This is a genomic window from Sulfitobacter sp. HI0040, from assembly GCF_001634885.1.
Lineage (GTDB): Bacteria > Pseudomonadota > Alphaproteobacteria > Rhodobacterales > Rhodobacteraceae > Sulfitobacter.
The window spans coordinates 1-14586 of record NZ_LWEX01000019.1 but is presented as its reverse complement, the minus strand read 5'-3'; the positions used below and the strand labels follow the sequence as shown (position 1 = coordinate 14586).

15 protein-coding genes and 1 tRNA gene are annotated in these 14586 nt (G+C 63.5%); 9 read left to right on the top strand and 7 right to left on the bottom strand.

The genetic code is table 11. The features are described from left to right. Positions 1 to 2 precede the first annotated feature (2 nt). From A3728_RS02060 to A3728_RS02035, 6 genes are all read right to left on the bottom strand, one after another. Entirely contained in the window at positions 3 to 350 is a 348-nt protein-coding gene (locus A3728_RS02060; protein ID WP_067919824.1) for a hypothetical protein, read from the bottom strand. After that, complete coding sequence (locus A3728_RS02055) at positions 347 to 1018, bottom strand: hypothetical protein (protein ID WP_236628243.1); 672 nt, start codon at positions 1016 to 1018, stop codon at positions 347 to 349. The genes A3728_RS02060 and A3728_RS02055 overlap by 4 nt, the downstream gene beginning before the upstream one ends. Then, positions 1015 to 3255: a xanthine dehydrogenase family protein molybdopterin-binding subunit gene (locus A3728_RS02050; protein WP_067919822.1), complete on the bottom strand. Its 2241-nt coding sequence runs from the start codon at positions 3253 to 3255 to the stop codon at positions 1015 to 1017. Before A3728_RS02050 ends, A3728_RS02055 begins: the two co-directional genes overlap by 4 nt. A gap of 2 nt (positions 3256 to 3257) precedes the next feature. Continuing rightward, a complete protein-coding gene (locus A3728_RS02045) occupies positions 3258 to 3722 on the bottom strand; it encodes a (2Fe-2S)-binding protein (RefSeq protein WP_067919821.1) in 465 nt (154 codons plus the stop codon). A 106-nt stretch (positions 3723 to 3828) separates the two neighbouring features. Continuing rightward, positions 3829 to 4983 carry a lytic murein transglycosylase gene (locus A3728_RS02040; protein ID WP_067919864.1) on the bottom strand — a complete coding sequence of 385 codons (1155 nt, stop codon included), beginning with the start codon at positions 4981 to 4983 and terminating at the stop codon, positions 3829 to 3831. A gap of 183 nt (positions 4984 to 5166) precedes the next feature. Continuing rightward, entirely contained in the window at positions 5167 to 5640 is a 474-nt protein-coding gene (locus A3728_RS02035) for a CreA family protein (protein ID WP_067919819.1), read from the bottom strand. A gap of 135 nt (positions 5641 to 5775) precedes the next feature. On the opposite strand from A3728_RS02035, the gene A3728_RS02030 reads away from it, so the two are divergent. The 9 genes from A3728_RS02030 (at position 5776) to A3728_RS01990 (ending at position 13542) form a co-directional block, all read left to right on the top strand. Further along, a complete protein-coding gene (locus tag A3728_RS02030) occupies positions 5776 to 7011 on the top strand; it encodes a putative DNA modification/repair radical SAM protein (RefSeq protein ID WP_067919817.1) in 1236 nt (411 codons plus the stop codon). Then, a complete protein-coding gene (locus A3728_RS02025) occupies positions 7011 to 8498 on the top strand; it encodes a UdgX family uracil-DNA binding protein (RefSeq protein WP_067919815.1) in 1488 nt (495 codons plus the stop codon). The genes A3728_RS02030 and A3728_RS02025 overlap by 1 nt, the downstream gene beginning before the upstream one ends. 47 nt (positions 8499 to 8545) lie before the next feature. Next, positions 8546 to 8622 (top strand) — tRNA-Arg (locus A3728_RS02020). 136 nt (positions 8623 to 8758) lie between these two features. Next, on the top strand, positions 8759 to 9250 hold the full coding sequence (locus tag A3728_RS02015; protein ID WP_236628242.1) for an RNA polymerase sigma factor: 492 nt from the start codon (positions 8759 to 8761) through the stop codon (positions 9248 to 9250). Further along, positions 9247 to 9975: a hypothetical protein gene (locus tag A3728_RS02010; protein ID WP_067919811.1), complete on the top strand. Its 729-nt coding sequence runs from the start codon at positions 9247 to 9249 to the stop codon at positions 9973 to 9975. The genes A3728_RS02015 and A3728_RS02010 overlap by 4 nt, the downstream gene beginning before the upstream one ends. A 102-nt stretch (positions 9976 to 10077) precedes the next feature. Beyond that, a complete protein-coding gene (locus A3728_RS02005) occupies positions 10078 to 11016 on the top strand; it encodes an aldo/keto reductase (RefSeq protein ID WP_067919809.1) in 939 nt (312 codons plus the stop codon). Beyond that, complete coding sequence (locus A3728_RS02000) at positions 11013 to 12092, top strand: NAD(P)/FAD-dependent oxidoreductase (protein ID WP_067919808.1); 1080 nt, start codon at positions 11013 to 11015, stop codon at positions 12090 to 12092. The genes A3728_RS02005 and A3728_RS02000 overlap by 4 nt, the downstream gene beginning before the upstream one ends. Then, positions 12089 to 12745 (top strand): DUF938 domain-containing protein, encoded by a 657-nt coding sequence (locus A3728_RS01995; protein WP_067919807.1) that lies wholly within the window; start codon positions 12089 to 12091, stop codon positions 12743 to 12745. The genes A3728_RS02000 and A3728_RS01995 overlap by 4 nt, the downstream gene beginning before the upstream one ends. Further along, the gene (locus A3728_RS01990; RefSeq protein WP_067919806.1) at positions 12742 to 13542 is read left to right on the top strand and encodes a glycoside hydrolase family 25 protein; all 801 of its coding nucleotides are present in this window, start codon (positions 12742 to 12744) and stop codon (positions 13540 to 13542) included. The genes A3728_RS01995 and A3728_RS01990 overlap by 4 nt, the downstream gene beginning before the upstream one ends. A 113-nt stretch (positions 13543 to 13655) precedes the next feature. Here A3728_RS01990 and A3728_RS01985 read toward each other — a convergent pair. Further along, positions 13656 to 14586 (bottom strand): aminomethyltransferase family protein (locus tag A3728_RS01985; RefSeq protein ID WP_150120610.1); only part of this gene is annotated, 931 nt, incomplete at its 5' end.

Genomic DNA, 14586 nt, shown 5'->3' with positions numbered 1-14586 from the left:
GCTCAGACTGAATCGGCCCGGGGGTTGTTCCACAGCAGACCCAGCAGCAGCGCCGCGGTGACGACCTCGACCCCCAGCAATATCCAGAACAGAAGGCGCAGCAGCCCGCTTTCGGGCAGGGCCGCGCCGAAAGTCACCACCGCGCCCAGCAGCGCGATCACGAAAGCGCCATAGCCCGCGATGCGCCAGCCGCGCATGACGCCAAGGCCCAGCGCGAAATGCGCGGCTGACATAGCAATCGCGAAGATCGCCCAGCCGGAAAAAGCCATGAGGAGGAGCAGAAGATAGCCCGCCGCTGCCGCGAACAGCAGAAGGGCACCGGCTTGGAACTGTCTTTGTCTTCGGGTCATTGCGATGCATCCTGTCCTGTTGTCCCGTCCGGGCAGGGCTGTCCCGCCGCGCCCCATGCCAGCACGTCGTTCACATGTTGCTGCAGGCTGTAGGGGGCGGGTTCCCGCCCGCCGCCGGGTTGCCAGCCCCAAAGCACGAAGCCCCGGTGCCCGGCATCCTCCACCAGATGTTCCGCAAGGCCAAGGGCGTCCCGCCCGCCGTTCCGGTCGGGATCGGAAAGCTGGGCACAGATTTCGGCCGGGGATTTACCGAACCATTCGAATTCAACCGGGGCGAGCCGCCATTCCAGCCCGGCCTGGGGCGGCGCATGGGGGTCGTTGTCCAGCGTTTCATTCACCCTGTGGCATGTCGCGCAGGGCAAAGTCTCCGCCCCGATGCGGCTTTCCCCGGCGTTGATATTCATACCATGCGGCTGCGCCGGCCCCTCCGCGCCGCCATACCACATCGGGACATTCTCGGCCCCCACGTGACAATTGGCGCAGCGCGGGTGGGTGACAACATCATACATCCGGTCAAAGGCCGCGCGCCCCTCTTCGACAGAGACCGAACCGGCCGCGGGCGGCTCGATCAGCACCTCCGCGCCTTTTGCCAGGACCGCGCCCGCCGCCAGCATACCCGCCAGCGCGGCGGCCTTGGTCAGGGACCTATTTACCGCACGATACCTCATATGAAATCGATATGCTTGTCGAAAGGCATTTCGCGGATGCGCTGCCCGGTCGCCGCAAAGATCGCATTCGCCAGCGCGGGTGCGGCGGGCGGCACCGGCGGCTCACCGATACCGCGGACCTGCTCACCATTCTCGAGGCCCCGCACAAAGATCTCGGGGCACTGATAGAGCCGCATGCCTTCGTGGGCGTGATAGTTCGTCTGCTCGGCCATACCGTCGGCGTAGGTAATCTGCGCATTGATCGCATGGCCAAGACCGAAGACGACACCCCCCTGCACGAGGTTCTCGAAGTTCACCGGATCGACGATAGTACCGACATCGCAGGCCACCCAGACCTTGTCGATGCGGATGCCGCGTTCGGTCGCGCTCACTTCCACCACCTCGGCCACGGGGGCCGCGAAGCTTTCGACAAAGGCCACGCCCCGCCCTTTACCCGGCGGCAGCGGGCTGCCCCAGTCCGACATTTCGGCAACCGCCTCCAGCACCTTGCGCGATACGTCATGCTCCATGAGCCGGATACGTTCCTCCATCGGGTCGGCACCGGCGGCGTGGATCAACTCATCGAGGAAGCTGTCAAAGGCAAAGCCGGCGCCCACCGACCCTACCGAACGCCAGGATGACACGGGGGCCAGTTCTGCGGCGCGATAGCTGCGCATCCTGTAGTTCGGCAGATGATAGGGATTATTCCATGCACCCGCCGCGATCTGGATGTCCGGCCCCGGCACGGGGATGCCCGCACGCTGCATCTGCGAAGCCAGCACGGAAGGCGCCGCGACCGAGAGATCCATCGCCTGAACCTTTCCGTCCGCCACGAACCCCCGCCCCCGGCCTATCGCGATATGGCGCGGAAAATCGTGGGCGAAATCCTCTTCGCGGGTGTAGGTCATTTTGACCGGCGTTCCCCGAACCTGATTGGCGATTTCGGCGGTTTGCTTGATGAATTCGAACTCCAGCCGGTGGCCAAAACTGCCCCCGGTGAACTGGTTGTGGAAAATGACCTGCTCCGGGTCATGCCCCGTGATCGCCCCCACGAGGATCTGCAATTGCCGGGGCAGCTGATGGCCTGCCCAGATCTCCACCAGGTCGTCTTCAACCAGAACGATCGCGTTGAGCGGTTCCAGCGGCGCATGGGCGACATAGGGCGACCGGTATTCCGCCGTCACGACTTCCGCGCCCTCCATCGCGGCTTCGACGTCCCCGTCATCCCGCCATGTGCTGTCGAGCAAATCGTCGGTAAAGGATGCCTCCAGCGCTTGCCAGTGGTTAGCCTGCTCCGCCGGATAGGGCGCGGGACCCCAGTCGTATTTCACCGCTCCCGCCCCTTTGAAAGCGGCCCATGTGTTGTCCGCGAGCACGGCAATGCCGCCGGTGATCTCCAGCACGTCGCGCACACCGGGAACCGCGCGGGCCTCGCTGTCGTCGAAACCCTGCAATCCGCCACCCTGACGCGGGTTCGTCCGCACGGTGGCATGTACCATCCCCGGCTTTTCGAGGTCGATCCCATAGGCAAGCGTCCCGGTGGATTTGGCCACGATGTCGATACGCTTCATGGGCTTGCCGATAAGGCGCCAGGCGGAAGGATCGCGCAGCGGCACATCCTGCACCGGATCGAGCATCGCCGCATCCGCCGCCAGATCGGTATAGGCGATACGGCTGCCGTCGGGCAGCAGAACGGCGCCCGCCTGCGTCTTCAACTCCTCGCGCGGGATGCCGGTGCGCTCTGCGGCCGCCAGTTTCAGCGTTTCGCGCGCGGTGGCACCTGCCTTGCGCAGCTTGTCGAAACTGTCCGGCATGGTGGTTGAGCCGCCGGTTCCCTGCAATCCGATCAGCTTGGTAAGTCCGCCCAGAACAGCGCGGGCGGACTCCGCGGCAAAGCTTTGATCCGTCGCCATGAACGGCACGCCCTCGGCCCCCATGGCGGTGTTCCAATAGGCCTTGCTGGGCTGGCCGAAAGAAGTGGCGAACTGGCCAATTTCGAGATCCATCTCCTCGGCGATCAACACGGCCTGGGCGTGGATCGCCCCCTGGCCCAGATCGATGTGCGGCGTGATCAGCGTGATGCCCGACCCGTCGATACGGACCCACGGGTTGAACACGGCCTCGCCCTCCCCCCGGTCCGCCAGCAGCGGATTGTCGGGCGGGCTGTTCACCGCATAAACGCCAAAGGCCACGCCCCCGGCAACGGCAGCCGAACTCACCAGAAAGGCGCGGCGGGAATAGCGACGCAATCTTTCCATCCTCAGCTCCCCATCTTGGTAGCGGCGGTATGCACGGCAGCGCGGATCCGGCTGTAGGTGCCGCATCGGCAAAGGTTGCCGGACATGGCGGCATCGATCTCTTCGTCGGTCGGGGCGGGGTTCAGGTCCAGAAACGATGCGGCCTGCATGATCTGGCCGCTCTGGCAATAGCCGCATTGTGCGACCTCATGCTCGATCCATGCGGCCTGCACCGGATGCGGAGCCGCGGGGGTGCCCAGCCCTTCGATGGTGGTGATCTCTGCCCCGTCCAGTTCGCGTGCCGCGACCTGACAGGCGCGCACCGCAAGGCCATCCAGATGCACGGTGCAGGCCCCGCACTGCGCAATGCCGCAACCGTATTTCGTTCCGGTCAGTTTCAGCTCGTCCCGCAGGACCCACAACAGGGGCATATCCTCCGGCACATCGATCTGGCGCTCGGTGCCGTTGACGGTAAAGGTGGCCTGCATGGGCATACTCCTCGGCTGACGGATCGACCGACAGTCTAGCCCACCCGGCGCCAATACGCACCTGCGAGAAGGAAAAGATGCCTCTACGGAACCTGCAGGCGGCGCGTCAGTTCAGACTGCGCAGTAGCTCCATCGACGGCTCGCCCGTGGCCGGCAGACCGATGCTGGCCTGATAGGCGCTGATCGCCTTGCGACTGTTGGGGCCGATCACCCCGTCTGTCCCGTCGGTATCGAAGCCACGCGCGGTCAGGCGCTGTTGCAACGCGCGCCGGTCATCGATCGTCATCCCTGCCGCATCGGGGGGAAAGCGCCCGGTGAGCGGCCCGGCACCGGCGATCCGATCTGCCAGATGCCCCACGCCGATCGCGTATTTATCGGAGTTGTTGTAGCGCTTTATCGCACCGAAATTCGACGTCACCACAAAGCTCGGCCCGCCTGCCTGCGGCTGGATCACCGACCCGGCCCCGGCAGGGATCGTGCCCACTTCGCCGCCCCAGCGGCGACCCTGCGTCCAGCCGTTGCGCGACAGGTAGGCCGCGGTGGAGGCAAGCGCATCGGTGGGGTCTTCCGACCAGATATCCCGCCGCCCGTCGCCGCCGAAATCCACCGCGAAGGCCTGATAGGATGTGGGGATGAACTGGGTGTGCCCCATGGCGCCCGCCCAGCTGCCGGTCAGGTTCTGCGCGCTTACATCGCCGTTCTGAAGGATCTTCAGCGCGGCAATCAGCTGTTTTTCAAAGAACGCGCCCCGCCGGCCATCGAACGCCAGCGTGGAGGTTGCCGAGATGACAGGCACATCCCCGCGCCGCTCTCCGTAATAACTTTCCAACCCCCAGATCGCCGTGACGATTTCGGGCGCGACGCCATAGCGGCCTTCGATTGCCGCCAGCGTGTTCCGGTGGCGCGCGAAAGCCGCGCGGCCCTTCGTGACCCGTTCGTCCGATGCAGCGATGGCGAGGTAGTCTTCGAGCGTCCGGGTGAATTCTGTCTGGTTACGGTCCCGCCGGACGACACCGGGCAGATACCCCGTGCCCGCGAAGGCGCGCGAAAGCGTTTCAGCCGAGATCCCCTGCCCCGCGGCCCGTGTTCTGAAGGCCGCAACCCAGGCGTCGTAAGCCGCGTTGGGCACGGGACGCAGATCGTCGGGAAGGCCCGCAGGCGGTGTCAAGGCAGGCCCGGAGCCCACTGCGGACGCGGAAGAACAGGCCCCCAGCCCAAGGGCCGCCGCCCCCAAGAGAAACGTCCTGCGCGAAGATGTCATGTACTGCCGTCCCATCGGTCTGCCTTCTGATTTTTCGCCATGGTAACGCATGAAAAACCCCGCGCAAGGCGAGGTGAAGGGCCAAAGCAGGGTTGTGCGGCCTTCCGCCTGCGGCGGGTTCGCGGCCTTTCGACCGCGCTGAAAAAGGCAGGATCGCCCGCAGCAAAAATGACTTAGGGAAAGCTATTCCGTTGCACCGGAACCGAAGAGCGGCACGGTAGACATCGACATCTTGGCGGAACCGTTTTGCACGTCCCGCGCGTGGCTGATGTAGATCAGCGTCTGGTTCGTCTCGTCAAAAATCCGCTTGACCCGAAGCGTCTTGAAGATAATCGAACGTCTTTCGCTGAACACGTCCTCCCCCTCCTCCCCGCGATCGATATCGCCGATCGTGATGGGCCCTGTCTGACGGCAGGCGATGGAGGAGTTCGACGGATCCTCGAACCAGTTGCCCTTTTGCAGGCGGTCGATCAGCCCCCGCTCAAAATAGCTCAGATGGCATGTCACACCTTCGACCTTGGGGTCGGAAACAGCCTCCACCACGATGTCATTGCCCAACCAGTCGACATCGACTTTCCCGACTTCTTCGGCATGAGCGAAAGAAGCGGAGATCAGGGTACAGACAGCGGCGAGGCGGAGGGGGCGTGATATATTCATATTGCTGAACGCAGCCCTGCACTTTCCGGTTCCCCGCGCCCACTGCTTAACCGGGCGTACAACAATCGGCAGAAACTTAAACTGTGACAAACTGACTGAGTTGCCGAGGCCTACTCGTGAACATATCATGAACACATGGGAAAAATGAACCTTCAACAAAAGCTCGCCCTGTTGAGCGATGCCGCAAAGTATGACGCAAGCTGCGCATCATCCGGCACGACGAAACGCAATAGCGCAGATGGCAAGGGCCTCGGTAGCACCGAAGGCTCAGGCATCTGCCACGCCTATGCGCCGGACGGTCGCTGCATCAGTCTGCTGAAAATCCTGATGACGAACTTCTGCATCTATGATTGCGCCTATTGCGTGAACAGGGTGTCATCCAACGTCGAACGCGCCCGCTTCTCGGTGGAGGAAGTCGTCCATCTCACCACCGAATTCTATCGCCGCAACTATATCGAGGGGCTGTTTCTGTCCTCTGGCATCATCCGATCGCCGGACCAGACGATGTCGGACATGGTGCGCATCGCGCGGGAGCTGCGTCAGACGCATAATTTCCGCGGCTACATCCACCTCAAGACCATCCCCGACGCATCCCCCGAATTGATCGAGGAAGCAGGCCTGCTGGCCGACCGGCTGTCGATGAACATCGAATTGCCGACGGATGCAGGCATCAAGACCTATGCGCCTGAAAAGAACCCGGATGAGATCCGCCGCGCCATGAGCAATGTCCGCCTGCGCAAGGAAGAGGCGAAAGAGACATCCCACACCGGAAAGCGCGCCCCGAAATTCGCCCCCGCCGGGCAGTCGACCCAGTTGATCGTGGGCGCCGACGGGGCCGACGACCGAACCATTTTGCAAAGCTCTATCCGCCTCTATTCGTCCTACAAGCTGAAGCGGGTGTATTATTCCGCGTTTTCGCCCATCCCCGACAGCACGGCGAAACTGCCGCTGATCAAGCCGCCCCTCGCGCGGGAACACAGGCTCTATCAGGCGGATTGGCTTTTGCGGTTCTACGGCTTCGACGCTGCTGAAATCGCCCCGGACGCCGGTTCGGGCATGCTCGATCTGGATATCGACCCGAAACTGGCGTGGGCGCTCGCCAACCGGGGGAGCTTTCCCGTCGATGTGAACACCGCCTCCCGTGATCTGCTGCTGCGGGTGCCGGGCCTCGGCACGAAATCGGTTTCCCGTATCCTCGCCGCCCGTCGGAGCGGCTCGCTGGGATATGATGACCTGCGGCGGCTGGGTGCCTTGGTCAAGAAAGCCAAACCCTTCATCAGCACGCGTGACTGGCACCCCGGCAGGCTGACGGATACCGCGAACCTCCGGGCACGTTTCGCCCCGCCGCCTGAACAGCTTCAGCTTTTCTGATGTACCGGGTCGAGCTGCCGCGCCTCGGAACCTTCGATGCCTGGCGCAACCATGCCCGCACCCTCGCCCTGGGCGGTGCGCGTGCTGAGGAGGTGGAGTGGACCCTTGAAGGCGAGGCGCCCGGTCTTTTCGGCGGGGCCGCGCCGCCGACACCGCGACCAGATGCAGTGCTGAACGTACCCAAGTCCTTCCCCGATCTCGCGCGCCAAGTCTGTGCGAGCCGTGAACCCGGTGTTTTTTTCCTGCTCTACCGGCTGCTGCTTCGCCTTTCGTCGGAACCCCGGCTGCTATCCAACCGTGCCGATGCGGATGTTCAGCGGGCCGAAGAAATCGCCAAGAACATCCGCCGCGACATGCACAAGATGAAAGCTTTCGTGCGTTTCCGAAAGGTGCCGGGGGAAAATACGGGCCGGCGACAGTTCCTGTCGTGGTTCGAACCGGATCACAGGATCGAGGAACTTGTGGCGGGTTTTTTCAGCCGGCGGTTTTCAGACATGGACTGGGCCATCGTGACGCCGGAAGTCACCACAACTCTCAGGAATGGCGTGTTGGAGCAAAGAGCGATCCCCAGTGCGCCCCTGTCGCTCGAAGACGAAACCGAGGAATTGTGGCGCACCTACTACGCCAACATCTTCAATCCGGCGCGTCTGAAAACCAAGGCGATGCAGGCCGAGATGCCAAAAAAATACTGGAAGAACCTGCCGGAAGCGGCACTGATCCCCGGCCTCATCGCAGACGCGGAAAACCGCATGCGGCAGATCCAGGAAAGCGCACCCACCCTTCCCCCTCTCCGCGCAGAACGCATTCTTCACCGGCTTCCAGAGGCATCGGCGGAAAGCACCCCTCCGGCGGACAGCCTGAATGCGCTCACTGCCCAGATGAAGGGCTGCAGCCTGTGCCCGCTCTATGAGAATGCGACGCAGGTGGTCCCCGGCGCGGGGCCCGAAGACGCCACATTGATGATCGTGGGCGAACAACCGGGCGACAAGGAAGACCTCGCCGGTCGCCCTTTCATCGGCCCTGCGGGGCAAGCCTTCGACGCGGTAGCGCGGGAGGTGGGGCTGAACCGTCAGGCGACCTATGTCACCAATGCGGTCAAACACTTCAAATTCCAGCCGCGTGGCAAACGGCGCATCCATCAAAGCCCGAACACGAGCGAGGTGAATCACTGCCGCTGGTGGCTGGACAGGGAAATCGCACAGGTGAAACCCAAACTCCTGATCGCCCTCGGCGCGACGGCTGCCTTGGCGCTGACGGGAAACGGCAAGAATATCACCCGCAGGCGCGGCACGGTCGAACAGGGCACCGCCGGTATTCCGGTCTTCATAACCGTGCACCCGGCCTTTCTGCTGCGGCAGGCATCCGACGCGAGCCGCGATGCCGAAACGGCCCGCTTCCGCGAAGACCTGCGCACCGTGGCCGCCATGGTCAGTGCACTCGAAGCAGACACCGCAACCTCAATCACCGCAGATGGCCCGGGCCAGTAACCACCAACCGTTGCGTCCCCTATGGCAAGGCGCTAACAAGGCATCACGGTCCCGTAGCTCAACTGGATAGAGCACCTGACTTCTAATCAGGATGTTGGGGGTTCGAGTCCTCCCGGGATCGCCAGAATGGTGATATTGTGCCGCATGTCGATAGACGCGAATGGCACAGCCGAACCTACATCCCGGCTCCCTTTTCTCTCACCCGCGATCACCGTTTGCGGAAGCCTGAAATCTCAGTATCTTTCGGCATGCCTTCGCCCATGCATATCGAACATTTGCTGCCCGAGTTTCGGGCCTATGCAAAGGCTATCTGCGCCTCTGCCAGTGATGCCGAGGATCTGGTGCAGGACGCCGTGGAACGGGCGCTCAGGAGCGAGAGCAGGCCCGATGGCCCCGATGCGCTTCGGCCCTGGATGTTCCGGGTCATTCGCAACCTGCATTACGACGAGCTGCGGAAAAAACGTGTCCGCAGGGAATATTTTGCCGCCGAGAAACGTCTATCTGAAGAGACGGCCACGACCGACGCCGCCCGGGACGTTCTGGTTCGTTTGGCCTTTGAAAAACTGTCAACCGATATGCGGGAGGTTCTCTTCCTCGTGGATATCATGGGGCTGAAATACGCGGAGGCCGCGAAGGTGATGGAAGTGGCGAACGGAACCGTGATGAGCCGCATAAGCCGGGCGCGCAAGGCGCTTTTGATCCTGGTGGAAGGATCGCGAACGAGCGAAGACGAGAAGAAGCAAAGCAGATGACCGAGCTGAACGAAAAAGACTGGGAACTGATCAACGCCTATCACGACGGTGAACTGGGCAAGGCGGAGCGCCGCGCGGTCGAGCGCCGCCTGAAGGCAGAGCCGTCGCTTGATGCGGCTCTGAACGACATCGCCGGGATATCAAAAAGCCTCGGCTCCCTCCGTCCGGCGGCGCCGGTGCAGGCGGCCGCCCCCGCGAACAACAATCGGCGGCCGGTGATCTGGCTGACAGCCGGGATATTGGCGGCAACCATCGCAATAGCGGCGATGCTCGGACCGAGGTTCCTGGCTGAACCGAGCGTTTTCGATCTGCATGCGGAATTCGCCAGCCAGACCTACTCAGTAGAGGGCAATGACATGCGCTCCGTCTCGGCGCTGTCGGATGTGAATACCCCGGATCTATCCGCGGCGAACCTGACGCCCGTTACCTTCAAGGAGACAGAAGAGGGCAGCATCGCCCATTACGCCGGGCTTAATGGTTGCCGACTTTCCTATTTTCGAGGCTCATTCGATCAGAGCCGCGAGGCCCGCGCCAACGGGGAGGAGATCGCGGCATGGTCCACGGATGATGGCGTTGGCCACATGATCGTTGCCACCGGCATGGATCAGCAAAGGTTCGATGCGATCGCGTCCTATCTGAAGCTGCAAACCCGGCAGGAGACCACGGCAACGGTCCTCGCCCAGTTGGAAGGGATCACCACAACCGCTGCCCCCTGCATAGGTTAACGGAAGCGGATTGGTCGCACCGCCCCGACCTATCCTTCTGGATAGGTCCGTTGGCGACCTTCGTTGTTGCACTACGCTGTTCAAGGTGCGACCAATCCCAGCATGAACAACAACTTGACCAGCCCCGACGGCAGTGCCGCAAGCCGGTTCGCCTTCGGCACCATGCAGTTCGGCGGCCGGGCCGATGCGCGGCAATCGCGTGAGATGTTCGATGCCTGCGTCGAAGCGGGAATAAACCATTTCGACACCGCCCATCTCTATACCGATGGCGCGGCGGAAACGCTGCTGGGCACGATGATCGGTGAACGTCGGGACGCGCTCATCATCGCGACCAAGGCGGCCTATGAGCCGCCCGCCAGCCACGACGCGCTTTTCGCATCCGTCGACACTTCGCGGCAGCGTCTTGGGATCGATACGCTCGACGTTCTCTACCTGCACCGCTTCGATCCTGACACCCCGTTGGAGGAAAGCATGGCCGCCTTGGCGGAGCTGAAGGATCTGGGGCGCATCCGCTACGCGGGGTTGTCGAACTTCGCCGCGTGGCAGGTCGTCCACGCCCAGCATATCGCGGCCCGCCACGACCTGCCGATTTCGGTCATCCAGCCCATGTACAACCTCGTCAAACGGCAGGCGGAGGTCGAGATTCTGCCAATGGCGCAAGCGCTCGGGATCGATGTTGCGCCCTATTCGCCTCTGGGTGGCGGTTTGCTGACAGGCAAATACGGGCGCGGTGAGGACGGTCGGCTGAAACAGGATCCGCGCTATGCCGCCCGCTACGCGGATACGGCCCTTTATGACGCCGCGATTGAGTTGCAAAAGATTGCCCGGGAAAGCGGTCACCACCCTGCGACACTTGCCGTTGCCTGGGTGGCGGCGCACGAAGCGGCGCCCATGCCCATCATCTCGGCCCGCGACATCGACCAGCTTGCTCCGTCGCTTGCTGCAATGCAGATGCAACTCCCCCCGGATTTGCTGGTTCAACTGAACGCACTGGTGCCACCCCCGCCCCCCGCCACCGACCGGAGCGAGGAAGTGGAATGATCGACTATATCGTCATCGGCGGCGGGATCGCCGGTCTCTCTGCGGCGGCCCGACTTTCGGAAAAGGCGGAAGTTCTGGTGCTGGAGCGGGAAACAGCACTCGGCTATCACGCATCCGGTCGCTCCGCCGCGCTGTTCGAACAGAATTACGGCAAGCCCAGCACCATCGCCCTGAACAGGGCCAGCGCGGAATACCACTTCGAAGCAAATGGCGGCTATCTCAGCCCCCGGGGGCTGCTGATCCTCGGCCGCCCCCATGAGCGGGAGGCTTTCGACACCGATGCGCAAACCATGGGCGTCACGCGCATCACCCTCGACGAGGCGCAAAAGCTGGTGCCGGTGATAGATACCGGCAAACTCTCCGACGCCGCCTACCATGAAGCGGCCTATGACATCGACACCGACCGGATGCTGCAGGATTTCGTCCGTCAACTGAAGGCAAACGGGGGGCGCGTGGAAACCGGGGCAGAGGTCACGGGTATCGACCGGCAGGACGGGGCGTGGCATGTCAGCACGACAGCGGCCCGCTACACCGCGCGGCACGTGGTAAACGCGGGCGGCGCTTGGGCCGATGCATTGGCGGCGATGGCCGGTATCGCGCTCTTGGGCATTGTGCCGCATCGGCGTTCCATGGCGCGCCTGCCTGCACCGGGGGGGCATGATCCGGCGTCCTGGCCGATGTTCTTCGGCGTGGGCGAAAGCTGGTACGCCAAGCCCGACGCGGGCGCGCTTCTGGTCTCTCCCGCCGATGAAGACCCGGTAGAGCCCCACGATGCCTGGGCCGATGACATGGTGCTTGCCGAAGGGCTGGCCCGCTACGAAGAGGTAGTGACCACGCCGGTCACGCGGTTGCTGACCTCCTGGGCCGGATTGCGCAGTTTTGCCCCGGACCGGACGCTGGTGCTGGGCCCCGACCCGGCGGAGCCATCCTTTCTGTGGTGCGCGGGCCAAGGCGGTTATGGGTTCCAGACGGCTCCCGCGGCCTCGGCCTTGCTGGCGGCACTCACCTTCGGCAGAACACCGGCGCTTCCTCCAGATATAGTAGCCCAATTGACGCCCGATCGGCTGCGACAGTGAGCCGAAAGCTGCCGCCCAGCGCCAGCGTGGCGCAGACCGGCAGCGACCGGCGGATGTATGCCCCCGCCGCGGCACGCAACGCGAAGCCGCTGACCGAACTGCTGCTGGCACATGGCCCCACCGCCGGCGCGGCGCTTGAGCTTGCCAGCGGCACCGGTGAACACGTCGTTCATTTCGGCACCGCCCTGCCCGGCCTGCAGTGGCAGCCCAGCGACATCGACCCGGCGCGGCGCGACAGCATCGACGCCCATGTCGCGGCCTCCGGGCTGACCAACATCCTGCCTGCGCTGCCGCTGGATGCGGCGCAACCGGGGTGGTCCAAGGATCTCGAACCGCAGCAGCTGGTGCTTGTCGTCAACCTGTTTCACCTCTTGCCGATGTCGGATGTCCGCAGGATCATCACCGAAACCGCCCGGGCTCTGGCACCGGGGGGAAGCCTGATTGTCTATGGCCCGTTCAGACGTGGCGGGGCGCTGATCAGCGAAGGAGATCGCAAGTTCGATGCGGAGCTTCGGACCGCCGATCCGACGAGCGGCTACAAGGACGATCTCGACATCGTGCGCCTGCTCAGCGATGCTGCGTTGAGCCCCATCGACCGGGTCGACATGCCCGCGAACAACCTTGCCCTCATAGCACGGAACCCCCCTTCATGAGTATTACGAGTATCCTTTCCCCGCGCCGTCTTGCGCTTGGGCTTGCTGTCCTTCTCGCGGGCTGTGCGGCAGGTCCCGATCCTGTCCCGCGGCTGGGCAGCGTGACCCCACCGCTTTTCGGGGATCGCAACCCGGCGCAATTCGCCGAACCCACCCCCGCACGCTACGCCGTGCATGGCATCGACGTGGCGCGGTTTCAGGACAGCATCGACTGGGTCGCGGCCCGCGAGGCCGGGGTCAACTTCGCCTTCATCAAAGCCACGGAAGGCGGGGACCGCCGCGACGTGATGTTCGACGATCACTGGAACGGCGCGCTGTCCGCCGGGGTCGCGCGCGGGGCCTATCACTTCTACTATTTCTGCACCTCGCCCGAGGACCAGGCGCGCTGGTTCATCGCGAATGTCCCGAAGACACCGGGGGACCTGCCGCCCCTGCTCGATATGGAATGGAACCCCTTTTCCCCGACCTGCGCCCACCGGCGGCCCCCCGCCGATGTGGTTCAGGACGAGATGCGCAGGTTCCTGACCCTCGTGACCGCCCATTACGGCCAGCGGCCCATCATCTACACCACTCCGAAATTCTACCGGGAGAACGAGCTTTCCGCCTTTGAGGGGTATGAATTCTGGCTGCGCTCCACCGCCAAGACACCGGAGCAGGTTTACACCGGCAAACCGTGGCGTTTCTGGCAGTACAGTTCGACCGGCATCGTGCCCGGCGCGGGAGGTGATATCGACCTCAATGCGTTTTCGGGCAGTGCGGACGACTGGGTCATCTGGCTTACCCAGCGGCGCCTCTGACGTGCCGTCCGCGCCTTCCCCGCTGCGATGCGCGGGGGCCAACGTGAGATTTGAGTATTTGTAAAAGGTTGAAGGGGCGCGGCGAAAGCGGCGCCCCTTTTCAATGAGCGCGGTCAGCCGTCTTGGCGGATGGTCGTGTTCTTCGGGTCATAGGGGCTGTCTTCGACCACCTCAGCGTCCCAGAGCCGGTCGAACATCTTTACCATCAGCTTGGTCCCGACCTCGGCGTGCTCCGGCTTGACGTAGCCCATGCCGATGCTCTTGCCGAAAGCGACGGAGTAGCCACCGGAGGTCAGGCGGCCAGTGCGCGTGTCGCCCGCGTAGAGCACCTCGCGCCCCCATGGGTCGGCGTCATCGGGGCCATCGATCAGCAGGGTCACGCATTTGGCGCGAATGCCATGGTCTGCCATCGCCTGCTTGCCATGGAAATCCTTGTTCATGTCGACGAAACGCGGCAAGTCGGCCTCCAACGGTGTGGCATCGCGGCCCAGTTCGTTGCCGAAGGCGCGGTAGCTCTTTTCCTGCCGCAGCCAGTTTTGCGCCCGGGCACCCACCAGCTTCATGCCGTGCTTTTCGCCCGCCTTTTCCAAGAGGTCGAAAAGGTAGTTCTGCATCTCGATGGGGTGATGAAGCTCCCACCCCAACTCGCCGGTGTAGGCCACCCGGATCGCGCGAACCGGGCACATGCCCAGTTCGATGTTGCGCATGGTGAGCCAGGGGAAGCGCTTGTTCGACAGTACGGTCGATGGGTCGGCGTCTTTCACAACCTCGTTCAACACGTCGCGCGATTTGGGCCCCGCTATGGCGAAGACACCCCATTGCGTGGTCACGTCGTGGCATTCGATATAGCCGAACTCCGGCGTCTTGTCCGCAATCGCCTTGCGCAGATAGTCGGAATCGTATGCCGTCCATGCCCCGGCGGAAACGAGGTAATATTCATCCTGCGCCAGACGGACGATGGTATATTCCGTGCGGGTGGTGCCCGCGCCGGTCAGCGCATAGGTCAGGTTGATCCGCCCGACCGAGGGCAGCTTATTGCAGGTA

Bases quoted from the DNA above. Each gene is read 5' to 3' on its own strand.
- A3728_RS02060 (WP_067919824.1), bottom strand. From the start codon at position 350: ATGACCCGAAGACAAAGACAGTTCCAAGCCGGTGCCCTTCTGCTGTTC.
- A3728_RS02055 (WP_236628243.1), bottom strand. From the start codon at position 1,018: ATGAGGTATCGTGCGGTAAATAGGTCCCTGACCAAGGCCGCCGCGCTG.
- A3728_RS02050 (WP_067919822.1), bottom strand. From the start codon at position 3,255: ATGGAAAGATTGCGTCGCTATTCCCGCCGCGCCTTTCTGGTGAGTTCG.
- A3728_RS02045 (WP_067919821.1), bottom strand. From the start codon at position 3,722: ATGCAGGCCACCTTTACCGTCAACGGCACCGAGCGCCAGATCGATGTG.
- A3728_RS02040 (WP_067919864.1), bottom strand. From the start codon at position 4,983: ATGACATCTTCGCGCAGGACGTTTCTCTTGGGGGCGGCGGCCCTTGGG.
- A3728_RS02035 (WP_067919819.1), bottom strand. From the start codon at position 5,640: ATGAATATATCACGCCCCCTCCGCCTCGCCGCTGTCTGTACCCTGATC.
- A3728_RS02030 (WP_067919817.1), top strand. From the start codon at position 5,776: ATGGGAAAAATGAACCTTCAACAAAAGCTCGCCCTGTTGAGCGATGCC.
- A3728_RS02025 (WP_067919815.1), top strand. From the start codon at position 7,011: ATGTACCGGGTCGAGCTGCCGCGCCTCGGAACCTTCGATGCCTGGCGC.
- A3728_RS02015 (WP_236628242.1), top strand. From the start codon at position 8,759: ATGCATATCGAACATTTGCTGCCCGAGTTTCGGGCCTATGCAAAGGCT.
- A3728_RS02010 (WP_067919811.1), top strand. From the start codon at position 9,247: ATGACCGAGCTGAACGAAAAAGACTGGGAACTGATCAACGCCTATCAC.
- A3728_RS02005 (WP_067919809.1), top strand. From the start codon at position 10,078: ATGAACAACAACTTGACCAGCCCCGACGGCAGTGCCGCAAGCCGGTTC.
- A3728_RS02000 (WP_067919808.1), top strand. From the start codon at position 11,013: ATGATCGACTATATCGTCATCGGCGGCGGGATCGCCGGTCTCTCTGCG.
- A3728_RS01990 (WP_067919806.1), top strand. From the start codon at position 12,742: ATGAGTATTACGAGTATCCTTTCCCCGCGCCGTCTTGCGCTTGGGCTT.